This is a genomic window from Enterococcus durans NBRC 100479 = LMG 10746 (assembly GCF_001544215.1).
GTDB classification, from domain to species: Bacteria; Bacillota; Bacilli; order Lactobacillales; family Enterococcaceae; genus Enterococcus_B; species Enterococcus_B durans.
Window position 1 is genome coordinate 1 of the sequence record NZ_BCQB01000012.1, and the last position, 26,115, is coordinate 26,115.

27 protein-coding genes and 1 pseudogene are annotated in these 26,115 nt (G+C 38.6%); 6 read left to right on the top strand and 22 right to left on the bottom strand.

What is annotated here, in order from left to right:
• Positions 1 to 101 precede the first annotated feature (101 nt).
• The 12 genes from rplS to ED2_RS05060 all read right to left on the bottom strand — a co-directional run bounded on the left by rplS (position 102) and on the right by ED2_RS05060 (position 9,977).
• On the bottom strand, positions 102 to 449 hold the full coding sequence (rplS, locus tag ED2_RS05005; RefSeq protein ID WP_002286913.1) for a 50S ribosomal protein L19: 348 nt from the start codon (positions 447 to 449) through the stop codon (positions 102 to 104).
• A 149-nt stretch (positions 450 to 598) separates the two neighbouring features.
• Positions 599 to 1,339, bottom strand: coding sequence for a tRNA (guanosine(37)-N1)-methyltransferase TrmD (gene trmD / locus ED2_RS05010; protein WP_016177512.1), 741 nt, complete (start codon positions 1,337 to 1,339; stop codon positions 599 to 601).
• The gene (rimM, locus tag ED2_RS05015) at positions 1,329 to 1,853 is read right to left on the bottom strand and encodes a ribosome maturation factor RimM (protein ID WP_005875633.1); all 525 of its coding nucleotides are present in this window, start codon (positions 1,851 to 1,853) and stop codon (positions 1,329 to 1,331) included. The genes trmD and rimM overlap by 11 nt, the downstream gene beginning before the upstream one ends.
• Positions 1,854 to 2,010: 157 nt before the next feature.
• A complete protein-coding gene (locus ED2_RS05020) occupies positions 2,011 to 2,823 on the bottom strand; it encodes a hypothetical protein (RefSeq protein WP_005875632.1) in 813 nt (270 codons plus the stop codon).
• A 106-nt stretch (positions 2,824 to 2,929) separates the two neighbouring features.
• Positions 2,930 to 3,178, bottom strand: a complete 249-nt coding sequence (locus ED2_RS05025) for a KH domain-containing protein (protein WP_005875630.1) — start codon at positions 3,176 to 3,178, stop codon at positions 2,930 to 2,932.
• An 11-nt stretch (positions 3,179 to 3,189) separates the two neighbouring features.
• Positions 3,190 to 3,465: a 30S ribosomal protein S16 gene (gene rpsP, locus ED2_RS05030; protein ID WP_005875628.1), complete on the bottom strand. Its 276-nt coding sequence runs from the start codon at positions 3,463 to 3,465 to the stop codon at positions 3,190 to 3,192.
• 473 nt (positions 3,466 to 3,938) lie between these two features.
• Positions 3,939 to 4,559, bottom strand: coding sequence for a hypothetical protein (locus tag ED2_RS05035; protein ID WP_016177511.1), 621 nt, complete (start codon positions 4,557 to 4,559; stop codon positions 3,939 to 3,941).
• Between the two features lie 402 nt (positions 4,560 to 4,961).
• On the bottom strand, positions 4,962 to 5,165 hold the full coding sequence (locus ED2_RS15815) for a class B sortase (protein ID WP_174520037.1): 204 nt from the start codon (positions 5,163 to 5,165) through the stop codon (positions 4,962 to 4,964).
• A 33-nt stretch (positions 5,166 to 5,198) separates the two neighbouring features.
• The gene (locus tag ED2_RS15820; RefSeq protein ID WP_174520038.1) at positions 5,199 to 5,516 is read right to left on the bottom strand and encodes a sortase family protein; all 318 of its coding nucleotides are present in this window, start codon (positions 5,514 to 5,516) and stop codon (positions 5,199 to 5,201) included.
• Positions 5,517 to 5,553: 37 nt separating this feature from the next.
• Entirely contained in the window at positions 5,554 to 6,810 is a 1,257-nt protein-coding gene (locus ED2_RS05050) for a DUF7601 domain-containing protein (RefSeq protein WP_016177509.1), read from the bottom strand.
• A 33-nt stretch (positions 6,811 to 6,843) separates the two neighbouring features.
• Complete coding sequence (gene lepB, locus ED2_RS05055) at positions 6,844 to 7,425, bottom strand: signal peptidase I (RefSeq protein WP_016177508.1); 582 nt, start codon at positions 7,423 to 7,425, stop codon at positions 6,844 to 6,846.
• 50 nt (positions 7,426 to 7,475) lie between these two features.
• On the bottom strand, positions 7,476 to 9,977 hold the full coding sequence (locus ED2_RS05060; RefSeq protein ID WP_016177507.1) for a hypothetical protein: 2,502 nt from the start codon (positions 9,975 to 9,977) through the stop codon (positions 7,476 to 7,478).
• Between the two features lie 881 nt (positions 9,978 to 10,858).
• Here ED2_RS05060 and ED2_RS05065 point away from each other — a divergent pair.
• Positions 10,859 to 11,413 (top strand): NADPH-dependent FMN reductase, encoded by a 555-nt coding sequence (locus ED2_RS05065; protein WP_005875615.1) that lies wholly within the window; start codon positions 10,859 to 10,861, stop codon positions 11,411 to 11,413.
• 312 nt (positions 11,414 to 11,725) lie between these two features.
• Here the strand turns inward: ED2_RS05065 and ED2_RS05070 are convergent, their stop codons facing one another.
• The 5 genes from ED2_RS05070 to ED2_RS05090 form a co-directional block, all read right to left on the bottom strand.
• Positions 11,726 to 12,250, bottom strand: a complete 525-nt coding sequence (locus ED2_RS05070) for a dihydrofolate reductase family protein (RefSeq protein WP_005875614.1) — start codon at positions 12,248 to 12,250, stop codon at positions 11,726 to 11,728.
• An 11-nt stretch (positions 12,251 to 12,261) separates the two neighbouring features.
• The gene (locus ED2_RS05075) at positions 12,262 to 12,834 is read right to left on the bottom strand and encodes a DNA-3-methyladenine glycosylase I (protein WP_016177504.1); all 573 of its coding nucleotides are present in this window, start codon (positions 12,832 to 12,834) and stop codon (positions 12,262 to 12,264) included.
• A 97-nt stretch (positions 12,835 to 12,931) separates the two neighbouring features.
• Positions 12,932 to 14,350 (bottom strand): signal recognition particle protein, encoded by a 1,419-nt coding sequence (gene ffh / locus ED2_RS05080; protein ID WP_005875612.1) that lies wholly within the window; start codon positions 14,348 to 14,350, stop codon positions 12,932 to 12,934.
• 15 nt (positions 14,351 to 14,365) lie between these two features.
• Positions 14,366 to 14,704, bottom strand: coding sequence for a putative DNA-binding protein (locus ED2_RS05085; protein ID WP_005875610.1), 339 nt, complete (start codon positions 14,702 to 14,704; stop codon positions 14,366 to 14,368).
• The gene (locus ED2_RS05090) at positions 14,664 to 15,167 is read right to left on the bottom strand and encodes a 2-thiouracil desulfurase family protein (RefSeq protein WP_016177503.1); all 504 of its coding nucleotides are present in this window, start codon (positions 15,165 to 15,167) and stop codon (positions 14,664 to 14,666) included. The genes ED2_RS05085 and ED2_RS05090 overlap by 41 nt, the downstream gene beginning before the upstream one ends.
• A 231-nt stretch (positions 15,168 to 15,398) precedes the next feature.
• Here ED2_RS05090 and ED2_RS05095 point away from each other — a divergent pair, with 231 nt between their 5' ends.
• From ED2_RS05095 to ED2_RS16520, 3 genes and pseudogenes are all read left to right on the top strand, one after another.
• Positions 15,399 to 16,103: a response regulator transcription factor gene (locus tag ED2_RS05095; protein ID WP_005875606.1), complete on the top strand. Its 705-nt coding sequence runs from the start codon at positions 15,399 to 15,401 to the stop codon at positions 16,101 to 16,103.
• Entirely contained in the window at positions 16,100 to 17,851 is a 1,752-nt protein-coding gene (locus ED2_RS05100) for a sensor histidine kinase (RefSeq protein ID WP_016177502.1), read from the top strand. Before ED2_RS05095 ends, ED2_RS05100 begins: the two co-directional genes overlap by 4 nt.
• A gap of 4 nt (positions 17,852 to 17,855) precedes the next feature.
• Positions 17,856 to 17,982 (top strand): annotated as a pseudogene (locus tag ED2_RS16520) (DUF3788 family protein); the annotation flags it as partial.
• A gap of 64 nt (positions 17,983 to 18,046) precedes the next feature.
• Here ED2_RS16520 and ED2_RS05105 read toward each other — a convergent pair.
• From ED2_RS05105 to ED2_RS05115, 3 genes are all read right to left on the bottom strand, one after another.
• Positions 18,047 to 20,518 carry a cation-translocating P-type ATPase gene (locus ED2_RS05105; protein WP_016177501.1) on the bottom strand — a complete coding sequence of 824 codons (2,472 nt, stop codon included), beginning with the start codon at positions 20,516 to 20,518 and terminating at the stop codon, positions 18,047 to 18,049.
• Between the two features lie 227 nt (positions 20,519 to 20,745).
• The gene (locus ED2_RS05110) at positions 20,746 to 21,636 is read right to left on the bottom strand and encodes a phosphate ABC transporter substrate-binding protein PstS family protein (RefSeq protein WP_016177500.1); all 891 of its coding nucleotides are present in this window, start codon (positions 21,634 to 21,636) and stop codon (positions 20,746 to 20,748) included.
• 178 nt (positions 21,637 to 21,814) lie between these two features.
• Positions 21,815 to 22,285 carry a hypothetical protein gene (locus ED2_RS05115; RefSeq protein ID WP_005875598.1) on the bottom strand — a complete coding sequence of 157 codons (471 nt, stop codon included), beginning with the start codon at positions 22,283 to 22,285 and terminating at the stop codon, positions 21,815 to 21,817.
• Between the two features lie 211 nt (positions 22,286 to 22,496).
• On the opposite strand from ED2_RS05115, the gene ED2_RS05120 reads away from it, so the two are divergent.
• Positions 22,497 to 22,868 carry a hypothetical protein gene (locus ED2_RS05120; RefSeq protein ID WP_016177498.1) on the top strand — a complete coding sequence of 124 codons (372 nt, stop codon included), beginning with the start codon at positions 22,497 to 22,499 and terminating at the stop codon, positions 22,866 to 22,868.
• 124 nt (positions 22,869 to 22,992) lie between these two features.
• On the opposite strand, the gene ED2_RS05125 is transcribed toward ED2_RS05120, so the two are convergent.
• The gene (locus ED2_RS05125) at positions 22,993 to 23,571 is read right to left on the bottom strand and encodes a hypothetical protein (protein ID WP_005875594.1); all 579 of its coding nucleotides are present in this window, start codon (positions 23,569 to 23,571) and stop codon (positions 22,993 to 22,995) included.
• A gap of 65 nt (positions 23,572 to 23,636) precedes the next feature.
• Complete coding sequence (locus ED2_RS05130; RefSeq protein WP_005875592.1) at positions 23,637 to 24,929, bottom strand: helix-turn-helix domain-containing protein; 1,293 nt, start codon at positions 24,927 to 24,929, stop codon at positions 23,637 to 23,639.
• Between the two features lie 240 nt (positions 24,930 to 25,169).
• Here ED2_RS05130 and ED2_RS05135 point away from each other — a divergent pair, with 240 nt between their 5' ends.
• The gene (locus ED2_RS05135) at positions 25,170 to 26,114 is read left to right on the top strand and encodes an AAA family ATPase (protein ID WP_016177496.1); all 945 of its coding nucleotides are present in this window, start codon (positions 25,170 to 25,172) and stop codon (positions 26,112 to 26,114) included.
• The last annotated feature ends 1 nt before the right edge of the window (position 26,115 follow it).

Consider the following 26,115-nt stretch of genomic DNA (forward strand, 5'->3'; position numbering starts at 1 on the left):
CCGGAAATTTTCGATTTTTAGAAAAAAAGAGCAAAAGAAAAAGTCCTTGTTTACCAAGGACTTTCGCAGGTTGTACTTCAACAGGAAGTCTAAAAACTTGCCTATCTTCTGATTTCTTTGATACGAGCTGCTTTTCCGTGTAATGCACGTAAGTAGTACAATTTTGCACGACGTACTTTACCGTAACGAACAACTTCGATTTTTGCAACACGTGGTGTGTGCAATGGGAATGTACGTTCAACGCCCACTCCGTTAGAAACTTTACGTACTGTATAAGTTTCGCTGATTCCAGCACCACGGCGTTTGATTACAACACCTTCAAATAACTGGATACGTTCACGTGTACCTTCGACAACTTTCGCATGAACACGTACAGTGTCACCAGGGCGGAAAGCTGGAATGTCAGAACGTAATTGTTCTTTTGTTAATTCTTCGATTAATGGATTCATTGATCTTTTCTCCTTATTCCAAACATTCGTATGAGCTTTTTCTCACAGCGGAACATCGTAATAGTTAAGTGCTTTGCACTCACCATAAAATACTAACATATTACGATTTTCATGTAAAGGATAATTTTATTTTTTCCCAGTTATATCTGCTATTCGTTTTCTTCTTGTTTGATTTCTTCTAATAATTTGAGCATTTGTGGCGTCATTTCTAGCTGTCCCAATAAATCTGGACGGCGCAGATAGGTTCTTCGTAGTGATTCTTTTAATTGCCATTCTTCAATCAACTTGTGGTTGCCGTTTGTCAAGACTTCGGGTACTTTCATTCCCTTGTATTCTGCTGGGCGAGTATATTGCGGATGTTCCAATAGACCGGTTGAATAAGAATCCGTTTGAGCAGAAGTCTGGTTTCCTAAGACATCTGGTAATAGCCGTACCGTAGCATCGATCATTACCATCGCACCTAGCTCACCTCCGGTCAATACATAATCGCCTAATGATACTTCATCTGTGACTAGACTTCTGATCCGTTCATCATAGCCTTCATAGTGACCACAGATAAATACTAAATGTTCTTCTTGTGAAAATTCTTCGGCCATCTTTTGATCGAATTGTTTTCCTGCCGGATCTAATAAGATCACTCTTTTTTTTGTTTCCGGCGCAGCTTCCTCAATTGCTTTGATATTGTCATAGATAGGTTGGACTTTTAGTAGCATTCCTGCCCCACCACCATAGGGATAATCATCGACGTTCTGGTGTTTATTGTCTGAATAGTCTCTAAAATTTGAGATATTGATATCCAATAATCCTTTATTGACTGCTTTACCAATGATCGATTCGCCCATTGGTCCTTCAAACATTCGCGGAAATAATGTTAATACATCAATTTTCATCGTCAATCAGTCCTTCAGGGATTTCTACGCGTACAATACCATTTTTCGTATCTACTTCTTTAACAACCGAATCGATATAAGGCAACAATATATCTTTTTTCTTTTGACGTTGGACGACCCAGACATCATTTGCTCCTGGTGAAAGGATTTCTTTGATTTTACCTAACTCTGTTCCATCTTCATCGATGACAGTTGCTCCAATGATTTCATGGTAGTAAAATTCATTTTCTTCCAACTCTACTGTATTTTCTTTTGACACTCTAAGTATCCCATCGCGGTATTTTTCTACGTCATTGATCGATGGATGACCTTCAAAACTTACGATATCAAAGTTTTTGTGTTTTCGGTGGCTTTTGACCGTTAATTCGATCGGTGCTTTTTTTTCTTGAAATAAGGTCAGGACTGCACCTTTTTTATATCTTTCTTCAGGAAAATCCGTTGTTGAGATGACACGGACTTCGCCTTTTATTCCTTGAGTATTGACAATTTTTCCTACATTTAAATATTCAGTCAACTTGTATCCCCTTTTCTTTTTCTTATGCAACGTTTATCCGTTTTTTCATTCAGTATAAAAAACAACGTATTACGTATCTGTTTTATTTTAGCATGTGGTTATAGGCAATTCTACCCTTCTTTTTACTTTCGTCATGCCCAAGATCATAAATTGGCATTTAATTCATTGAAACAGCCATTTCTAGGGCGGCTAATGCGTCTTGATGTGTGACTGTAAAGACATTATTCGGTTCTTGCCAAATGACCTGTGTAGCTTGATTGGATGAATCATTCATATCGACTATGATTTTTCCATATTTTTCAGGTGCCGGTAGAGTGGCCTTTTCTAAATAATTAACGATTTTTTTTGCTAAAGGTAGTGGATCTTGTCCTTCGATGTTGCTTGATCGCACTCGGATACGCCAGTTTCCTTCTTGCCATTCAAGATAATTCGATCCAGCTGCTCCTTGTTGATAGGCAATGATTTGATGGCCGAGATCGACTTTTTGCCCATTCTTATCAATCGTAAAAGGTTGCAACACATTGATGGTTTCTTGGCTTGAAGCAAATCCGTATTGATAAAGATAAGTGGCGATCGGTGTTTCTTGATTCAACGCTTGTGCATTTAGCGCGAGTTTTTCTGGCAACGCATAGTAGAGGACCGTGTATCCTTGCTTTGATTGTGCTGCAGCGAGATTTAGATTCCCTGAAGAAATCGGGATGACCTGTGGCATTGGTAGCGTTGGCTGTTCGGCTTTCAATTGCTCAAAGGCAGTTTTTTGGGTCTGATTTGTTCCTGTCGTGGCATCTGAATGTTCTTCTTTACCCTTGGCACTTTCTCCTGTAGAGGTTTCTGCAGTCGTCTGTGTGCCTTGTGAATGGCTCTGATTGTAAGCTTGAGTTGATTCTTGCGTTTGTGTTGTTCGATCAGCCGAGGTTTGACAAACGCCTAAAAACAGGATAGCTGGTATAGCGATCCACCATTTTTTCATATGTATTTCCTCCTCTTTACTTTAAGAATACGCTCTCTGTAGTCTTTTGCCAATCAAAACCATGTATAATAAAAAAGCCGTTTCGCATGAACGAAACAGCTTTTGATTATTCCTTATTATCGACGATATTCAAACGCACTTTTTTTGGTGCATTTAGCCGCACACCATAGACGATCGTCCGGATTGCTTTTGCAACTCGGCCTTGTTTGCCAATGATACGACCAATATCTTCGGGAGCCACGGTTAGATTGTATTCGTAAAAATCATTTGATTCAACGACTTCTAACTGGACCTGTTCAGGATGAGTGACTAACGGACGAACGATTGTTAAGACTAATTCGCTTAAATCTTTCATATCCGATCACCTTATTTCTTTGAGAATTTAGCTTCGTGGTGTTTTTGCATAACGCCTTCTTTTGAAAGGATGTTACGTACTGTATCAGAAGGTTGTGCACCTTTAGACAACCAGTTAAGAACTAAATCTTCTTTTAAAACTACTTCTGCAGGATCTTTCAAAGGATTGTAAGTACCTACAGTTTCGATGAAACGTCCATCACGAGGAGAACGTGAATCAGCTACTACGATACGGTAAAAAGGACTCTTTTTAGAACCCATACGTTTTAAACGGATTTTAACTGCCATTATATATTTCCACCTCCATTGTTTTATTCACAAGATGTAGTGTAACAGTTTTTTTTTACCCTGTAAAGCTTTTTTTCTTTACAGCTGCAATTTTTTAATACTTTGCTATGATACACCGAAATCTTTCCCCCTGTAGATAAACAAATGGACTGTGAGACAAATCTAAAAATCATTCTTGCTATAGGCTCTCGAATAAACGGCAGATACTATTCGCTGAAAACCACATGCTTCCTAAAATTTTGCTTCTTTGCTCAAACAATCAACTTTCTATCGTGCAAGATCTGAACATGATACAGGTGCACACGAAACGCCATCCCCCAAGTATGAATACAAAGCGCAGAAACAGCAAATGATGAGCGGCATAAGCATAAATGATAGAGCCAAATTTTCTATAAATAAAGTAGTAGATACTTTTCTTCTCTAATAGAGAAATGAGTGCATTCTTCCAGTAATCAAAAGGAAGTAAAGGAAAGCTACCACCCCCTTGAATTCCCCTTTTGTTGATAAAAATACTGGCGCGTGCCCCCAATGATCATCACCCCAACTACTAGTAGCAAACCGAATAACGAGACTTGGATCTTTAACTCACCTGTCTTGGGATACATTTTGATTGCAGTCTTTCCCCCAATGACTCCTCCTTGATTTGCCGGATTTTTATCTGGAGCAACACCTGCAAAGGCGATGGAGTCCACCTTGTAGCCAGCTGAATTTGTTGCGGATATTACCGATGAAAGCTGAGAATTTTTATTATAGAAAACCAAAACGTTAATGTCATATATCTGCTCTTGTGCTTGGATCAAGTTCTTTTCAACTGGTGCCAACGTATAGTGGTAGTTGCCTGGTTTGAAAAATGCAAAGTGTAGCGTCAAGCTTTGCTTATCACTGATGGAAAACAGTCCATTTTTCGCTTCTTCCGGATAAGTTGCATTTTCATCCTGCGTAGAAAGTCGATAGTTGATTGTTTTCCCTTGAACATTTTGTTGAATCAAAACTGGAAGAGTTACTTCTTCTGCAAATACATCTGGCGTTAAAAGAAACACACTTAAAAGTCCTAAAATCCCTATCAGTAAAGCATTAATTCGTTTTATTTTCATATTTCCCTCCTTTCTCCCGCTTTTTTCTTTGAGTAATGAGCATCACATACCAGAAGAGCAAGACTAGAAACAATAAGATAAACAAGAGTAAGCTCTTTTGACTTTTCAAACGAAATGAACGTAAGTAATTGACGGCCTTCCCGGTGAAAGTATTCTGCTGAGTCTTTGTTTGAAGCTCCTTAGGAATAGCGATCTTTTTATCTGTGATCACACCAACCAACACATACCGTCCGTTCGTAGCGTCTGTTGAACATGTGCTTAGCAGGACTAGCCTGTCTTCAGGACGAACATTCAGTTCGCGATAGGATTGTGACTTTTCTTTTACTGCGTCGAGATACCTCTGACTATTTTCCCTTCCTGTTACTGGCGTCTGATAAATCTGCGCGTCAAACGCATCAACGTTTAAAAATGCGAAGAATTTAACTCCGTGATCCTTGCCTTGAAAATAGAGATTCCCAAAGGCGTGTTCCTTAAAAATTTCTGATCTTTAAACTTATCCAGATCACCAAACATGGCAGACTCCGCCATATGATGCCCATAGATAATCGAGTTGAAATCGGAAAAATCTTTTTTATTGCGATAATCCATAAAGATCGAACCTGACATTTTGTAATTCCCCAAAACATCCGTATTCAAATATTATTCATTATCGCCGCTTTGTAGGACTGGGTAATCGATTTGGGTGCCATAAACATTTAGCCAAGCAAAAACATCCGGATTTTTCTTTTGTAACTCAGAAAAGCTTGGTGCGTTACTTGTTTCTGGTTTAAATGTTTGATACTCACTAGATTGACCATTTAAGAGAATCTTTTGGTTGTCCCAAATACTAAACATACCGTAGCTGAACATCAGTAACAAAAGGAGAACAGCGATAAGATCAATGAATTTATCTAGCAGACCGATACATCCTTTTGTCACCCAAAACAAATGTTTTTTCAAACTAGACTTGTTCTCCATGTGAAAAGTTCTCCTTTTGCTTTTTTCTTAAGAAATTTTATGCATCTTGATGACGTTTTTTAACGATATAAAAGGCCAAACCTGCGAATCCTGCTAGAATCAAAGCGATATAAGGGAAGTTATTCAATAGGATCCCAGTTGGTGTAATATTTCCACCATTTTGAGTATTCGTATACGCAACGGAATTGTCCCCTTTTGTTCCGAGTGCTCCTGCTGCTTCAAGAGTACCAGTAACTGGTGTTTCCCCATTGAAAGTAGCTTCATTTGCTTCATCATAATCAGCTGTATCTGCTTCTTTGACATTTACCATAGCTCCAGCTGGGATCTTTTCAAAATAAGCAATTTCGCCATGTTTTAGCTTGAATGTAGCGGGTGTTCCAGGAGTAACTTTTACCTTATCTACATCGTCGTTTGTCCGTTTGATATTTAATTCATAATCTTTTCCAGCTGTAAGTTCATTTGCCTCAATATCCAAAGTGTAATCAAAATCGAGTGTGTTATCTGCCATTTGCCCTTTAACTTCTTTACTGATCCAGAATGGTGCCGTTTTAGGATCATTTCCGTTAAAAGGTTTGTCTGAGGCTGTCACAGTATAGATATTTTTAAAGTTGAAGGTTTTATTTGGTTCAGGTGTTGGTACCACTTGATCCGGATCGACAGGAGTATCTGGCGTTGGTGTAACTGGTGTTGGATCAACTTTATTGGCATTTTTGTCTGTTACTACGACTTTTTCCACCTTATCTACCGTATCACTTGGCGTATTATTGCCATCTTTATCCATTGTTACCCAAACTCGTAAGGTGTAGGTATTGCCATCGTAAGTAACTTCTTCCTTCTTATTCGGATCTGGCGCAAAGGTATTTGTATCATCTGCTTCTTTAACTGTGTATTGATAAACACCTGCTTTAGGGAAAGTTACTCCCCCAATAACGTCCGTACTTTGCTTCGTTACAGTATTCATACCATCTTTATCATTTGCAGCTTTCATATCTTGTTCCGTAAATTTGATTTCTTGTGATGTTAAGTCTGGTACGGTCACAGATCCATCCGCTTGATCAGCCACACCATTTCCTGAATATGGATAAAACCCTACGCCTGTAAACGTAAAATCAAACTTCATGTCAGGAATCTCCGCTAAGTTCGATGCGGGAGAAACTAAGGTCTTGGTGAATCGGACATCTTTACTAGTTGGTGCTGCTGTATCCGCAGCGTAAGCCTTTATTCCTGATAGTCCAAGTGCCAAGCCAACTAAACCAAAAGTCAGTCCGATTTTTTTCATTCTTGCATTTTTCATTAAAATTCCTCTTTTCTGTTTGTTTTTATAATTTCATAGGTTCCGTCGTCTTAAATCCCACATTAGTTTTCCCATCGTATCTTTGATTTTTACTGGTCCATAGATCCTTGAATCTTGTGCTTGCTGCCGATTATCTCCCAATAAAAACACTTCACCTTTTTTGATTGTGATGGGAAAAGTGATGCCCTGTTTATAAGGCAACGTATCGCCATTGACAAAATCCTTTTCCAGCCCGGTTTGCAGTGACCCATTGACAACTAGTCCTTTGGCAGTGATATCTACTGTATCACCAGCTTTGGCCACTACTCGGCGCACTTGCACCGTGTCTTTTACCTTTAAAACAACTGAATCCAACAGGTCATAGTTTTTATCCAAGCGATAATACATAATGATATCTTCTGGCTTGATGCTTGGTGACATGCCAGTTTCTTCCACTTGATGTAGTCCGAAAACGAATACAAAAAGCGACCAAAACAGTGCGATGATGATGAATATTTTCAAAACGAGATTCAAAATATCCTCAGTTAAACTAGGTTTTGTCCCATCTTTCCTTGTGTTTTCGGTTGTACTTTTTTCGATTTTATTTTTTCTTTTCTTGTGGAATTTTTCAATCATCTGTATTTCCTCTTCTACGACCTTTTTAGCAACATCACTAATTTGTTCAACTATTTAATTCGTTTCAATTTTCTGAAAACAAAGAATGCTAAGCCTGCAAGGGAAACAACTACTAACGGTATCAGTGACTGATTGTTCAAATTGATTCCTGTCTCAGGTATTTTCTTATAAACGACCTCAAATACTTGTTTGTGGGAATCTTCGTTGGTTGACGACAGTTTTGAATCATCAAATGTCTTGTTGGCTTCTAAAGCTTTAGCTAAACAGTCATAAGTTGTACCGTCAGGACCCGTTACCGTATAAGAATAGCCACCTCGGACTAGCTGATCATCAGTTTTATCAAAGGAAATCTCATCCCCTGGTTCCCCTATCACGGGTTTTTCAGCTTGACCATCGATCGTTAAGACAGCTGTTTGTTGTGCCACGTAAACATAGTTCAAATCATAATATGCGGAGCTTGTTCCTTTACTAGGCATTAATCCTTCACCATTGATCGCAGTTAGAACATCAGACCAATTCGTTTTCTGGAACTCAGCCTCATCAAGTGTTACATACTTGCCATCTACCATTTTAATAAGCTTCGAGTTCTTGATTGAAGGGATGAGCCCGTTTATGACCGGATCTGGCGGGGCAAAAAATAGCTTTCTACCATCAAGGTCCTCTTGGTAATCACTATCTTTTATCTCCTTGCCATTCTCATCAACGTAATGGGTTCTAAGAACAAGTACCGGAAAAATGTGAATCGTGGCAGTTGCAGTAATGTCTATCATCCCAAACTTATACCTTGCTGTTACCGGAAAGTCCCCTGCTTTACTGGTATCGACTAGAGCATCGTCATAAACAATCGGACTATCAAAAATCAACCACGGAGAATCCACTACTTGACCATCACTTAACGTCAGTCCAGGAAAATTATCTACAAAATCAGCACTTTCATGTAATCTGAAGTAAAAGTCCTTCAAAACCCCAGTTTTAGGCACTACATACACGTAAGTCAAGGTGTATTCGGTGGTTTGCACGTTACTATAATCGTACTGGCGTGTTGCATCCTCGAGTGCACTGATGACCGTCTTCCAGTCTGAACCAAACTTCGTTAAGCCGGTATCTGATTCTACGACCTTTCCATCTTGTTTGATCTCATAGGTTGAATTTTCTATACTTGCTAGATTATGATTATTTACCATATAAGGGGTTGCACCTTTAGATTGGATTTGTTTATTATAAGTATTTCCGAATATGGTGTCTAATTCGTCAAGTGTTTTCTCACCCAATAGGATGTGATCATACAGCCCCGCTACTCTCTTCCCAGTATCGCTTAACCAGTTTATCTTGATATGGAAGGTTGGTTCGATAGTAATTTCTGTTTTGACAGTAACACTTTTTTGAATTTCATCAGAATTATAGGTTACAGCAACCTCATACGTTCCTTTTTTACTTGTATCCAAACTACCATCCGGCTTAATTACGTCGCCAGAAATAGTAAAATTTTTGTAATCAAGGTTTCTGCCTATTCCATCACTGTAACTAACCCCTTGAACAATTTGTTTGAGCAGATCAGCTTGGGTCGTAATTTTATTTTGGTACATACCGCCATATTGGAACACCGTGTCACCTACGCCATAGCGGGCAGTCCGCTGATCAATAGGCACAATAGCAATTTTTGCGGTGGGTTTCAACCCTTGATAGACTAAGGTCAAAACTGAACCATCTTTGATATGACCGCTGCCATACTTAGCGTCATTTATAAGATTTCGAATGCCCTCAAATAGTGACCCATCATTTGCCGTTGTACTTGCTTTCAAGTCAGGAGCAGGCGCATTAGGCACAGTCAGTGTAGATTGGTCTAATTTGAAGGTATATCCTGTAATATTGGTCACTTGCCCATCTAACCTGCCAGCTTTCCCATTAAAAACATCATCAGAATTGGCTTGTAGATCCGCGTTACTTACTTCTGATAATGCAGGGGGATTATCTAGAGGATTGCCATCCGTATCCACGTAATTGATTTTTATCCTAAGTGCCTTTACAGTAATTGGCGCCCCATCTTTACTTATCTTGAATTCCGTAGCGCCAAGGCTAACTGTCATCTCACCATCTTGGGAAAAGATATCACTACTAATCAATCTATCGGCTGTAAATGTATACGTATAATTATTCCCGTTTTTTTCTGCACTTCCTACTGGCAAGCCGGCAACAGCGTTTGCACTCCAGATTTGTGCAGCTGGCGGATTTACCGGCGGATCATATATCACGATTTTGACATCATCAGTTTGGGAAAGGCAACCGTCAACTAAGTAACCGCTGACATCGAATTTAATCGTTACGTTACCGTCTGTATAAGTCTCTGGTACTGTGAATGGAACTCTCGTTTCAGTAGTGGCTGCTTCAACGGTATTACTTCCTTCTATACTGTTGATGGGAGTCGCCAGCGATAACAACAAGGCGAAAAGAAAACCAAACGAAACGAGTATTTTTATTTTGAATCTATTCCAAATCTTACTCTTAACATAATTCGGAGGACTACTATGGCGCATTTCACGCTTATTCATCATCAAATTCCTCCATTTCGGATCGTTGATTGTGTATCATTTTGATTCTTTTACATAAATAGTTACTATTTTCATTCATAAAACAACCTTCAATCATTATCCGCCCCCTTTATCATCGAATCGTTTAACTCCCGACCTCCTTTGTTTGATTTTATAAGGAGAGTTTACCATGTATTTTTTTACACAAACTATCAATATGAGTGAGCAGGCGTGCCAATATTGATAGTTTTTATTTCAAAAAAAATGAGAAAATAGCGTTTACTTTAAATACAGGTAGCAACAAAATAATTGACCTATGTCTGACTGTCAGGGAGCAAAAAATCTACTTAAATGTTTCACAGAGAAGAAACTAGCGAGAAACTCACTTTTTTTCGTATGTGGTTTCAAATCCTCAACTGCAACTGATAAAACGATTTCGCCATCATTTGAAAATACAACCTCATTATTGCTTTGTTCCACATCAGCTAAAATAGGTGTGGAAAAAAGTTATTTGTTCTTTTTCTCACAACAAACTGGCGAAGATTTCTCTATAGCCAATTAGATCAAATGATAAAGTAGGTTCATCGTAAAACAATAGTTTAAATTCATTCAACAGTGTTTGTGTGACGCCTAGCCGTAACTTCATTTCTCTTGAGAGAGTTTCTCTTATCATCTTGATGGTATACATCGATTACTGTTGATAGTTCCAGTTTTTTGGTATTTGGCTTTGACATACTGGTGATTTTGTCCACATAAAGGAGCATTTCATCTAAGGAATCGAAACCAAAAGTACTATTCAATACTTTTTAACCAACCGTTGACTTTTTATAGCCAAGGGTTATTATTTGCTCCAGTTACTTATTTTTTGTAAGATAAATATAGAAAGATAAAGGGAGGAATTATTGATGACTAAAAAAATTGGTTTCTTTGTAGGAAGCTTAAGAAAAGATTCATACAATAAAAAAGTTGCAGAGGCTTTTGCAAAATTATTACCTGAAGGATATGAAAGTGTCTTTGTAAAAATCGATGATCTGCCTTTTTATAATGAAGATCTTGAAACACCTGAAAATGCCCCAGCGGAATGGACTCGTTTCCGTGAGGAAGTAAAAGATTTAGCTGGCGTTGTTTTTGTGACACCTGAATATAACCGGTCTGTTCCTGCTGTTCTAAAAAATGCTTTAGATGTCGGCTCACGTCCTTATGGCCATAGTGTTTGGGATAACAAACCTGGACTAGTTGTTACTGCTTCACCTGGTGGTATCGGCGGTTTTGGTGCGAACCATCATCTGCGTCAATCATTGGTATTCTTAAATGTGCCAACATTACAACAACCAGAAGCGTATATCGGCAATATCGCTAACCTAGTTGACGAAAATGGTAACGTAGTTGAAGGTACTTTGAACTTTTTCCAAACAATTTTAGATGCGTATTTAGCTTTTGCTAATAAATTAGCTGATTAATATTATCTACTAATTATTTGACTAACCGCCTGTCAACATTCGTGCTTATCACAACTAATAAGAACGAGGCTGGCTGCGATAAAAGAAAAGACCACTTAATCACAGAATAGTTGAGGAACCAAGTTCAATTGTTTACGATGCTCCTCCTATTCCTATGATTATGTGGTCTTTTTGTTCTATACATACTCGTGAAATGGCGTTCGAGACAAAAGTCGTTTCGATTTGAGAAATTGGAGAGAAAAACCTGACTTTTGGACGCCGTTTATTCGAGAGCCTGTAGCAAAACTGATTTTTAGCTTTGTCCCACATGCGCTACTGGTTTTTGATATAGTGCAGTTCGATGAATTCACCAAACCGTTGGCTATCAGTCAGTTTTAGTCGTTCTTCATACTTTCCTTCTTGAAACAGGCGAATACCGTTTCCTAAAAGCACTGGAGCAATTTGAATATACCATTCATCAATCAGCTGATGTTCAATCAACGGTCTTAATAATGTGCCACCACCAACCACCCAGACAGTTGTGTCAGGATTCTTTTTCAATTGTTCAACAACTCCTACTGGGTCTTCGTGCACAACCGTTGCATCTTCTAATTTCAGTTCCTTGTTTGAGGAAAAAACGATGTTGCGTTTATCTGGATAAAGCGCATCTGTTTCCAAGTATTTTTTTGCTTCCTCATATGTCCTTCTTCCCATGACCGTCACATCTATTTGTTTATAGAAAGCTTCATACGTCGTACCGATACCTGTTGGAGTATCGAAGAGCCATTGCAGGCTGTCCTCTTTGGTCGCGAGATAGCCATCTAAACTGACCGCACCATAAAATAGTATTCTCCCCATCTCTTCCTCCTCTATTCCTTGCATGCTACTTCCTGTTTTCTAAAACAACCATCCACATGGTCATTGATGATGCCGACTGCTTCTAAGAACGCATAGAGCGTTGTACTACCGATAAATTTAAACCCTCTTTTTTTCAACTCTTTTGCCAGTTTGTCAGATAACGGGCTAGTCGTTGGAATATCTGCTTGTTCATGATAAGAAAGATTGATCACTTTCTGATCCGTGAATCCCCATAGATAGCCTGAGAAGCTACCAAATTCCGCTTGGATTTGTTGAACAGCTTTTGCATTAGCGATGGCTGCTTCGATCTTACGACGATTGCGAATGATTCCTTTGTTTTCCATCAATTCATTGATTTTATCTTCTTGGTATCGTGCTACTTTTTCAATGGCAAATGAATCATATGCCTCATCAAATGCTTCGCTTTTATTGAGGATCGTCTGCCAGCTCAGCCCCGCCTGATTGATATCTAACATCAATTTGCGAAAAAGCCTCTGGTCGTCATATTCGGGGACACCCCAAACGGTATCATGATAGATCCGCATACTTTCTGTCTGTTCACTCCATGCACATCTTTTTTTCACTAGGTTCACCTCTAATAATCTTATTTTTATAAAAAAAGAGAGGACCACGTGGTGATCCGATCACTCTGAAGTCCTTCTTCTCTACTATTAATTACGTTTATTTACGTTTTTTCTTTTTCTTTTTGTTTTTCTTGATCATACGGTTCATCGCCATTTTACCAAGTTTTCCTTTGACGCCCGTGCCAAACATTTGGTCCATGCCAGGGATATTCATATCTCCTTTAGACATTTGCTGCATCATTTTACGTGATTCTTTGAACTGTTTGATCATACGATTGACTTCGACCACACTATTCCCAGAACCTGCGGCGATCCGTCTGCGGCGGCTTGGATTCAATAAATCAGGGTTTTCTCTTTCAGCTGGTGTCATTGAATAAACCATTGCTTTTTTGCGTTCCACATCTTTAGGATCGACTTTGACATTTTCAATGCCAGGTACTTGATTCATTCCTGGGATCATTTTGATGATATCTTCCAGAGGGCCCATGCCCATCACTTGATCCAATTGTTCGATAAAATCATTGAAATCAAATGAGTTTTCCCGCATTTTCTTTGCAAGTTCTTCCGCTTTTTTCTCATCATAGTCCTGTTGCGCTTTTTCGATCAGCGTCAACATGTCACCCATTCCAAGGATACGGCTTGCCATACGGTCTGGATGGAAGACTTCTAAATCAGTTAATTTTTCTCCAGAACCAACAAATTTGATTGGTGCACCAGTCACTGAACGAATCGAAAGTGCCGCACCACCACGAGTATCACCATCTAATTTAGTGATGACTACCCCAGTGATCCCTAATTGTTGATTGAAACTATCTGCTACATTGACAGCATCTTGACCAGTCATCGCATCGACAACCAGTAAAATTTCATTTGGCTTAGTTAGTTCTTTGATTTGCTTTAATTCATCCATCAACGTTTCATCAATATGCAAACGTCCGGCCGTATCGATCAAGACATAATCGTTTTTCTTTTCTTTGGCTACTTCCATCCCTTGACGGACGATTTCGACTGGACTGACCTCTGTGCCCATATCAAATACCGGTACATCTAATTGTTGGCCTAATACTTTTAATTGATCGATCGCTGCTGGACGATACACGTCTCCTGCAATCAGTAATGGACGTGCATTTTCATTTTTCTTTAAATAATTGGCTAATTTACCGGTAAAAGTCGTTTTCCCAGCCCCTTGGAGACCAGCCATCATGATAACTGTAGGGATCTTAGGAGACTTGTTCAATTCCACTGTTTCTGAGCCCAGAGTGATCGTTAATTCTTCATCAACGATCTTAACGATTTGTTGTGCGGGTGATAGACTATCCAGCACTTCTGCGCCAACTGCCCGTTCTCTTACTCGTTTCGTAAAATCTTTTACTACTTGCAAGTTGACATCGGCTTCCAGCAAAGCAAGGCGGATTTCCCGCATCATTTCTTTGACGTCAGCTTCTGATACTTTTCCTTTTTTTCTTAATTTACTCATCGCCTGTTGCAGGCGCTCTGTTAAATTCTCAAATGCCATATTTTCTTCATTCCTTTATTCTTCGATTTCTTGGATCTGTTTGATCAAATCAAGAAGGGTCTCATCTTTTGGATAAGTTTCCTTCACATAAGTAGTCATTTTTTCTAAAAATTGTTCACGAACGATATAGTCAGAAAAAAGATGCAACTTTTTTTCATAATCTTCTAAAATTTTACTTGTCCGTTTGATATTATCATAAACGGCTTGGCGACTCACTTCATACTCTTCCGCTATTTCTCCTAATGAAAAATCGTCTGCATAATACAATTCCATATAGTTCATTTGCTTTTCGGTCAGAAGGGTGGAATAAAATTCAAAAAGTGCATTCATTCGGTTCGTTTTCTCGATTTCCATTCGATTCACCTCGCATTTCCAACCATTCTTCATCTGAGAGTACGGTCATTTGTTGTTGGATAAAATAGGCAGTCGCTACCCCCATGCCTTCTTCAAGAGTTCCAGTAAAACAACCATCATAAATAAGATGGACCCCGCATGAAGGACTTTTCGCTTTCATTATGACGGTGTCTATTTTATGTTCACGTAATTTTTGGTAGGCTTTAACTGCGCCTTCTTGATAGGACTTTGTCACATCTTCACCTGTCACCGTCACAACCTTAGCGTGGCCATGCCAAACAGCCATACCATTCCCACCGACAATTTCTGCGGGAGGTCTCGGTGTGGGCAATCCACCCATCATTTCTGGACAAACCATGATCGCTTTTCCTTCATCTACCAGTTTTTTTAATGCAGGAACAGCTTTTTGCTGACCATCATAGCGGCAGATTAGACCGCCTAAACAAGCACTGATACCGATCATCGTTACTTTCCTCCTTATCCAACAAGTGCCTTCCCATTATACCATTTATTCAGTGAGTAAAATAGTACTTACTATTGATTATATGCTAAAATAAGAACAGCCGAATAGCTGAAGCTTTTCTTGGATCATGGTTCCGACCGTTCAAAAAAGTAAGCAACTTGAAGCGGCAAACATTCAACAAGCTTTGCTTGTTTAGATAAACCAAACAGACTGTTCGCAAAAGGAGAATTTATGAAAAAAGTATTAGTCGTAGATGATGAGCCTTCGATTGTCACATTACTAACCTTCAACTTGGAAAAAGAAGGCTACAAAGTTATTAGTGCAGATGACGGACAAATCGGTCTTGATCTTGCTCTTGAGCAATCATTTGATTTTATTATTCTGGACGTTATGCTCCCTTCCATCGACGGGATAGCAATTACTCAAAAACTAAGACAAGAAAAAATCGACACACCGATTTTGATACTCACAGCGAAAGATGACCAAGTGGATCGAATCATTGGACTAGAAATCGGCGCCGATGATTATTTGACGAAACCATTCAGCCCTAGAGAAGTACTAGCGCGGATGAAAGCTATTTTCCGACGGGTCGAACCTCGGAACAACCAAACAGTAGAAGCAGAACCTGAGTACTTGTCGAGTGGACAGATCACAGCTGATCTAACGAATTATCAGGTGACGGTCGATGATCGTCCAATTGAATTGACGCCAAAAGAATTTGAATTACTTGTTTATTTTATGAAGCGAAAAGATCGTGTGATCGATCGTGATACATTACTTGATCGCATTTGGAATTTCGATTTTGCTGGTCAAAGCCGGATCGTAGATGTTCATGTCAGCCATTTACGAGAAAAAATTGAAAGAGATCCGAAACATCCCAAATATTTGATCACTGTTCGTGGTTTTGGCTATAAGTTTCAGGAACCAAAGATATGAGTTGGAAAAAATTATCCGAACGGGCATTCTTTCTTATCCTTTTGATTGGGCTCTTTTTTGGTGGTTGGCAGATGATCTCACATTACTTTCAACAACAGATCATCGAACAGCAAGAAAGTTATCTGATAAAAAAAGCACAGCTGTTGACCCAACAACTGGATGTAGAAGATTTGACTTCTCAACAGAATAAAAATGTTTTAACAGAATTTGTCCATCAATCGAACGAACGGATCACGTTGCTGGATTCTAATGGAAAAGTCTTATTTGATACAACGGATCAATCGTTGGATCAATCGAGGGATGACCGTCCTGAGATCAAAGCAGTATTGAATGGTGGGACACTTGGCACCTCATTGAGAATGAGTACGACATTGAATGAAGAACTGCTCTATGTAGCATTACCAATCAAAGTAAACGGGCAACTTGAAGCAATTATTCGAATCGCAGAACCAACGAGTGGCTTCTTACCTCGAACAGAAAACTTTCGTCGGTGGGTCTTCTTCTTTTTCTTGATTTTTTTCATTGTCTTAACTAGTATGATCTATTATTTGGCTTATCAGCGAAATCAACCACTCAAGACAGTTTTACCAGTCTTGAAAAAGATGGTCAACAATCCCGATAAGACGGAAATCATTATGCAAACGTCCGATCAGTGGGAAGAATTGTATCAAACGATCAACGAGTTAAGTGAACAAATGAGTAAAATGTATCGTGCGTATACCACCACTGAAGAACAATTATATTCACTTTTGAACGAATTGATGATCGGTGTCTTCCTCATTGACTCAGAATCCCGATTACGTTTGCTTAATCCAAAAATGCAAAACCATTTAGGTGTAAGTCACTTTCGCCCCAATAAACGCTACACAGAGATCATCCAAGAACCAAAATTGATCCAGCTGATCCATCAAGTTACCCCGACTGAACCGCTTGTACACAAAGAAATCACGATTTCTGAAGGACAACAAACGTTGGACATCAGCCTTCGCTATTTTAATAGTTCAGAAGAAACCGGACAAATATTGGGGGTCGCGTATGATCTAACTAAAATCAGACGTTTGGAAAAACTTCAAAAAGACTTTGTTGGAAATGTCTCTCACGAATTAAAGACTCCAGTCACTTCTTTGATTGGTTTTACTGAGACTTTGCTGGACGGAGCAAAAGACGACCCGAAAACGTTGACGGACTTTCTTTTGATCATGCAAAAAGATGCCATCCGATTAGATAAGTTGATTCGAGAAATCATCCAACTGTCAAAAGATGAAGAAACACCTTACGAGACACAGACGATTTATCTGGATCCTTATTTCCACCAGATCATTCAAAGCTATCAGCCAACGATCGAGAAAAAACAGTTGACCATCCAACTGTTTGGGGAAGATGTATCATTCACTACGCAGACAGATCTATTGTATCCGATCATTAAAAATCTAGTCGAAAATGCCATCCAGTATTCAAAAGAATCAAGCACGATCATCATTCGCTATCAAGTCACGAACAAATTAACCTTTTCAGTCCAAGATTTTGGCATTGGTATTGATAAGGAAGATCAAGAACGGATTTTTGAACGTTTTTATCGAGTGGATAAAGCCAGAAGCCGACACTCAGGTGGAACTGGTCTAGGCCTAGCGATCGTAAAAGATTATGTCAATCTATTAGGTGGGGTAATCCTAGTAGACAGTCATCCAGGGACTGGCTCTACTTTTACGGTCACGATCCCCGCTTTACAATCAAAATTTCCAAGTTGAATCGAGAGCGGAACAGAAGTATCTCTCTCCGAGAAATAAGAAGAAATTCACGAAAATTGCTTTTCAAATTTTTGTGAATTTCGGCTTATTTCCGAAGGAGTTGCTTTTTGCTCCCGACGTTTATTCGAGAGTCTATAGCAAAACTGATTTTTAGATTTGTCCCACATTCTCTTCTTCCCTTTATCTCACTCGCATTTATTCTTTCGGTTCGTCAAATTTGAACCGAAATAAGTCCTTCAACCACTCTATAAGCGTTCGTTTTCTTTGGTCATTTTTCAACCGACTGTATTTTTCGATCAGTTGCGACAGTTGTCTAAAAATAGATTCTGCTGCAAAAAACAAAATGATCAGTAACAAAATAGAGACTGCGGAGATTGCCGATATAGAAAATAGTTTATGGAGAAAAATAACTGAAAAGACGATTCCTCCTGCACAAAATAAAATAATTCTCCCTCTAAACCGATTCAGTGGCTGACAGATTTTATATAGAACTAAAAAACCAACGGCCGTCAGCAACATCGTAGACGCTGTGGAAACGTCTGTTTTATTGAGCTGCAAGCTCACACCGCTCACGACTAAGGCACCCACGACCATCATATCAGTCAAACCACCAGGGATTGCTTTTTCCATCACATTGAACATGAATTTTCCTTCAATCCGGTTCTTGTTTTCTTCAAGTGCAAGTAAAAAGGATGGCACACCAATCGTGAATAAACTAATCAATGTAATTTGAGAAGGTTCAAGTGGATACGTCAGTGCAAATAAAATAGAAAATACGGAAAGCAAAAAAGAAAAAATATTTTTGACTAAAAATAAACTAGCAGAACGCTCAATGTTATTTACCACACGACGTCCTTCTGCTACGATCTCAGGCATTTTTGAGAAATCAGAATCGAGTAACGCAACTTGTGCTGCTTGGATCGTTGCCTCGTTTCCTGAAGTCATGGCAATACTACAATCTGCTTCTTTCATCGCCAAAATGTCATTTACGCCATCACCTGTCATTGCTACAGTATTTTTTTCCTTTAACAGTTGCACAAATCTCATTTTTTGTTCTGGTTTCACACGCCCAAAAACGGTATATTCCTCAACTGCTTTACCATATTCTTCTTCTGCTAACTGAGAAACATCGATATATTTTTCAGCATTTGCGATTCCTGCTTGTTTGGCTACGCTAGAAACAGTTTGCGGATTATCCCCTGAGATCACTTTGATCGCTACACCTTGTTCTTTAAAATAAGCGAATGTTGCTGGTGCTTCTTTTCGTATAGGATTAGTGATCAGAATATAGCCTAATGGTGTTACCTCTGCTTCTAAGACCATTTCTGTGAGTTCTTGTGGATAGGCTCCAAAAACCAACACGCGATAGCCCTGTTCAGTATAGTGACTGAATTCCTCTTGATATTTTGAAAACTGATCCTGTAAAACCATTTCTGGAGCCCCTAATACATAGGTTCCCTCAGAAAAAGATACACTACTGAATTTCTGTACGGAAGAGAATGGCTGAACTGTTCGTACCTCTTGATCTGTGTAGTCCGTAAAATAATCTTGGATGGCTTCCATCGTCACATTATCGCTGGCCATCGCTTTTGCGTAATCAGAAATCAGCCCTTTGATTCTCTCGCTGTTTTTTTGCGCAGTTTCATTTTTTGCAACAAGCAATTTTTGAACAGTCATCCGATTTTCTGTGATCGTACCTGTTTTATCGACACATAGGACGTTTACTCTAGCTAATGTTTCAATACTTTTCATATTATGCAAAAGGACTCGTTCCTTCGCTAATCGGCTGGCACTCATTGCTAAAGCGATCGTTGTCAACAAATACAAGCCTTCGGGGATCATACCGATCAACGCTGCTTCCATTGCTACGATACTTTCTTTGATCGTATCCTCGTTTACAAAATAGCTTTGTCCAAAGAGGGTAAGACCTAAGGGAATGATGATGATCCCGATCCATTTGATGAGTTTATTCAAGGAAGCGATCATTTCAGATTGTTCCCCTTCACCCATTTTCTTTGCTTTTACTGTCAGTTGCGAGATGTAAGAATCATATCCAACTCTTTCCAATTGAACATAGGCCTTGCCGGAAATAATAAAACTTCCTGACATCAAAGAATCGCCAATCTCTTTAGTGATCTCATCTGCTTCACCTGTTAATAAACCTTCATTGACTTGCAGTTTTCCTTCTAACACGGTGGCATCTGCTGGTATTTGTTGCCCCGTTTCAAGAAGTACTACATCATCTAATACTAACGATTCAATATCGACCTTCTTTTCTTTTCCCTCTCTAATGACCGTTACTTTGGCAGCAGACAATACGGTCAAATTGTCCAAGATTTTTTTTGAACGGATTTCTTGGTAGATGGCGATTCCCGTATTCGCTAAGATCACCGGTAAAAAAGTGAGATTTTTATAAGATCCGACTAAACATAATAAAATGGCTAAAACCATAAAAATCAAATTGAAATATGTGAATGTATTTTGAAAAACAATTTCCTTGTTACTTTTAAATGAGGTATCTATCGTCTGGTTTGTCGCATGATCTTGTATTCTCTCTGCGACTATTTTTTCTGAAAGCCCCTCATGATAATCGGGGGCGTAACGGGTAACAGGATTTTTCTCTTTTTGATCGAATTCATTCTTGCTTCTTTTTCTGAATTTTTCCATGATTTTTTACCTCGATTGTTATTCTTATGAATACAATAATACAATCATCGAAAAAAAGCCTATGAAACGGCTGATAAATGTCTTTCATTCCTGTTATATGCCAGTTAATCAAGCAAAAAAAGCATACCTATCAAGGCACACTGTCACTTATATTCTACGAAGTAAAAAAGCTGGAACAGAAGCCACTCTTTATGAGTGAGATACTTCTGTTCCAGCCTTGGGGTAACTTATTTTAAATTTCCTTTCGCATCACGTTCGACTTTCATTGAAGTGATCGGCAGATAACCTAGTTCTTTGACTGCGCCTTGTTGAACATCCTCTTTCATCATGTAGTCTAAAAACTTCTTCACTTCTGGGGAAGGTTTACCATTTGTATACATATGTTCATACGACCATATCTTCCAACTGTTGTCTGCAACGTTTTCTTCCTTAGGTTCTACACCATCAATGCTTAACGCTTGTGTCGTGTCATCCAAGTAAGAAAATGCTAAATAGCTGATCGAGCCTGGCGTTTGGGCCAAGATCTGGCGAACTGTGCCAGAAGAATCTTGCTCCTGTGATTGGATAGGAGTAGCGCCATCTAAACCCCATTTTTCAAATGTTGCTCTGGTACCACTACCATTTGCTCGGTTGATTACACTGATTTTTTCATCTTTTCCGCCTAGATCTTTCCAATTTGTGATTTTACCTGTAAAGATGTCGATCAATTCTTGTTTGGTGATATTTTTTACACCAGTATCTTTGTTGACGATCGGTGCCATTCCAACAACAGCAACTTTGTGGTCCACTAGCTTGCTGGCATCGACACCGTCTTTTTCTTCAGCGAAAACATCGGAGTTACCGATCGTGACCGCTCCGGCTTCAACTTGGCTCAAGCCTGTTCCGCTCCCACCACCTTGGACAGAAATCTGATAATTGGGATTTTCTTGCACGAAACTTTCTTGTGCCGCATCAACTAAAGGTTGTAAAGCGGTTGAGCCCACCGCAACGATTTTTACTTGTTCATTTGAATTGCCCGAACTATTCTGTGCTGCGGAACCATCTGTATTTCCAGAACCTGAACCACACCCAGCTAAAAGAAAACCTAGGACACCTAAAGAGAATAATACTTTTTTCATTGATATACCCCTTTCTTATTTACAAGTAAAGTATACCAATGTACTGTAAATCCTACGTGTGGATGGTGTAAATATCCAGTTAATTTATGTAAATTTCCGGTAAAACGAAAAAAACAAACAGAGTCCTCATCGACCATGTTTGTTCCTGTGCTTATTTATAAGGGCGTACTAATCAGTATCATCCGCGCTCTGAAATCATCTTTGTTGTTCGAACTTCCGTGTAAAAATAAAAAAATGCTGCTAAAAAGAATGAGAGAATTGCTAGATAGAAACTTGGCTTTATTGTTAAAAAATACATTGCTGAATAAGCAGAATCTTTTAACCCGCTTTCACTTAGCCCATTAGGACCAACGATGATCCGCGGCAACATCGAGAAAAACGAGGCAAAAACCAACATGCAAGAAAAATGGAGCATATGCCAGTTATAAGCTTTAATGAATTTATTTGAAAGCAGCAAACTCACACTGATCAAAAAATAAAACATCGTTAAAAGTGGAAAATTCTTTGATACGACAAATCCGCTACCTTGGATCAATCCTAAAATCTCTGCCCCTTGTACTACCGCATTTACCCATGTAAAAGGTGCCAAGAAAATTGGGAAAAACCAAAAAAACAAATACAAACGTTCAACTTTTATTATCTTTCTCATTCGTTTCCTCCCATACACGATTTTCTTTCACCATACTATAAGCGTTTTCTCTAAAAAAATTAGGGGGAAAATCTTTTTTTTTAGAGATAACGCAATGAGAGTTTGTTCATTTAACCATCAAAATATGAAAAAGGAATTGCTTAATTTTATTTTGATCTTAAAATAAAGTTGTGGGGGAGAATCGAATACACAGGTTTGGAGGACAAACATCATGGTAAAATATCTAAAAAAATGTATTTTACTCCTGTTTTTAGTTCCGTATATTTATTTTGCATTGTTGCTAGATTACCGCTATCATTCTATATTTGGATTGATTTTTCTAATTTTTCTGGCATTTTATACTGGTTTTCTCATGCAGAAAAAAGACCAACTCTTTCTTTTGATTCCAGGGAACATCGCTACGACTGTGACTTCCTATTTAGCATGTCTCCATTATACAGATTGGCACTTTTTTTATCAGCCATTTAGCCCGACCAAACTTATCCTGCTACTAGCTGTCATTTATTTGATTCCACAAGTGATGGGTATTTTTTGGGCACGGATATTTACTCAAAAAAAGCAGAATATAAACATATTTAAATAGAATATAAAACAAGGAGGAGACTTTCGTCATCGATCGTCTGCTCCCTTTTTTAGTGTGATTTATTTGTATACTGCGGCTTCTTCTGACACTTTTAAAGTATATCCTATGACAGACTGAATCCTACCTATATCTCATGCAGATACACTTTCTTGATCACGATCTTGTCGAATAATTGTGACTGACTATCTTGTTCACCAATGATTTCAGCAATCACTGTGCGGTTATTTGATTTCTTCCGTAACTGGTAATTTATTTTCCCAGTCGCATTCAATTCATTTAACATGTCTACTACGCCACCAAAACCTGTTTTCTTTGTAATGAATCCTAATGCCACCATTCGTTCATCTAAATTTTTAGCGGAGACCGTTACTCCAGTGATCAAAGAATGTTTTAACTTTTGAACTAACTCCTCTAACCCTTCTGTTGTTGAAACAACTGACGTGGACTGATCGGTAAAGTTATCCAGTACTTGTTTGCTTTCTTCATTGATCCGTACTTCCTCTTTCACCGATTCTCGCAAGTCTGCTAGTTCCTGTAACAAGGTTTCGTACTGTTCTTGAGTCAGCATGACACCTGCAACTTTTTCTCGGTTGAATATATATACCCCAGTTTCGGCTTTTCTCGCCTGGTCAAACACATCCATCGGTGATCTTTTTACCTCTGTGATCGAAGATGTGGGTACCTCTAATTTCTTTAAATCCAATGGACATCCTCCTTTACTACTCTGTTTCATTATAGCATATCCAAAACATCCGAAGAAAATATCCTTCAATTTTTTGTATCGATCCAGTAATCGATATCTGAAAGTAGTCGGTCGATGCCAAAGGAAGATTGGTAGAAATAGGTTTTTTGATCCTTATTATTGACCAGCGGGAAAAAATGATCCGTAATGATCAATTGTGCATAATTAGGCGGTGTTGCTCTCGTACATACGTGGATCGCTGTTCGTTTTCGGTGTCTAAGTGTTTTGTCTAAAACAGCTGCCAGTCTTCTCGCTTCCTCATGGTCGTAACGAAAAAAAAAGACGATCTTCACTTCTGGCGGATAAAGTTCCAAATAGCCACGCTCTTGTAATACTTTTAGTAAACACAAGTCCCACTCACTTGCTGGATAATCGAGTGCTTGTTGTAAAGCTGTTCGAAATTGACTTAGTTTCTCTTGGCAATTCGGTATCTTTTTCAGAAATTCATGATATGTTTGCAATTCTTCCTTGACTGTATGTTCATGGATACCGATCGTATAGCGCAACCATTCTTGATAAATCACCCGTGTGATGCTTTTTTTATTCGTACTTTCATATTCACTGGTTAGCCAAAATAAAGAATCTAGCTTTTCAGTGACGATCATCAATTTACGGTAATCCTGTGTTTCTTCGATTTTTTCCCAACGTTTCTCGATGATGATATTACAGCTCAAGCGCAAAATACATCGATATATTTTTTCTTTGTCTGATAAGTGTTGTTCTCTCAAAAATAGCAGTTCAGGAAACATCTCAAAGAATACCGTCTGATTTTCATTTAACAGTTCCACCTCTGAGACTTCTTTTCTTTGCTCCAATAGTTGAATAAAAACTTCTGAAAAAGACCGTTCTGTATCTTCAACATAAAAATGTGGAAAATCTCTTAAGAAACAAAAGATCAGATAACGGATCTTTCGTTCAGCACCATAGATTTGTCCCTTTTTATATGAAAAGGAAAGATGATATTCTCCTAACCACTTCCGTAAACGTTCCTGTGAAGAACGATCATAGACCTGCTGATATTTTTTTTGGAGGATCAAATCTTTTAATAAACAAAAGGAAGAAGACTGGATCAAAAAATCAAATAATAAATAAGGTTCGCTGTATCCTTTGTTATAGACCAAGCAAACACTTTTTTTCTGCTGGATCAATTGGATTGGGATATCCTTTTCCTCTAATCTTTTTAAATAGCGATCGATCGTTTTCACGTCTACCATTAACTTTTCGGCTAGATCGGCTTTTTTCCAAGTTAGATCCTTCATCTGATGGATCAATAAAAATAAATTTTGTACATTTTTTGTTAATAGTTTTTGCCATTTCATTGAAGCTACCTCACTTAATCCATTTACTCTGATTCATAAAAAAGAAAAATTGCAAATAGCTAGTTTCTATATATAATGTACGAAAAAAAACAAAAAATTATTTTTATAAACCATTAATTTATTTTTAATTTTATTATACTTCATTCGTTCGCGTTGTAAGAGACATTGCTTGTCGGAACGATACCCTTCCATTAAAATATAGAAGTAGAGTAGCAAATTTCATGAGAAGGAGATGAGAGAATGAATAACCAAATCCAGTCATCCAAAGAAAAAGTGGATCAACTGATTCTTGAATTAGAAAAAGCAATTGTTGGTAAACGTTCGACGATTCAGTTAATGGTTGTCGCTTTATTAGCAAATGGGCACGTCCTATTTGAAGATATACCAGGTGTCGGTAAAACTTTACTTGTCAAAGCTTTATCTCAAGCAATCAAAGGTAACTTTAGTCGCATCCAGTTTACACCGGATCTCCTTCCCAGTGATATTTTGGGATTTTCAGTCTATAATTCTCAAAACCATTCCTTTGAATTTCGACCGGGACCAGTTTTTACGACAATTCTCTTAGCTGATGAGATCAATCGAACCACGCCAAGAACTCAAGCCGCACTTTTAGAAGTGATGGCGGAAAGACACGCAACGATCGACAATCATACGTATCCTTTAGATCCGCATTTCTTTGTTTTGGCTACCCAGAATCCCATCGAATATGAAGGAACATATCCTTTACCTGAAGCCCAATTAGATCGCTTTTTATTTCGATTAGAGATTGGGTATCCTTCATTTGAAGAAGAGCTCTATCTATTGATGAATGAATATGAGCAGAATCGGCAATCCTTATCTGTTGTTTTAAGTAGTGAAGAATTGACCTCCTTAAAAGAAGAAGTGAATCAAGTCTTCGTAGACCCTGCTGTTGCTTCTTTTGCCTTACAACTCGTGACAGCAACCAGAGAACATCCTGAAATCAAATTAGGCATTAGTCCAAGAGGAAGTCGAGCATTTATTCATGCAGCGAAAGCCTATGCTCTTGTACATGGCCGGACATATGTCACGCCAAAGGACTTCCAAGTATTGGTTCCTTTCGTATTTGCTCACCGTCTGATGTTTCATGATCCTTCATTGAGCAAAACACAGATCACTGAGCTTCTCAACGATATCGTTTCTCATGTTCCCATACCAGTGAGGTGAG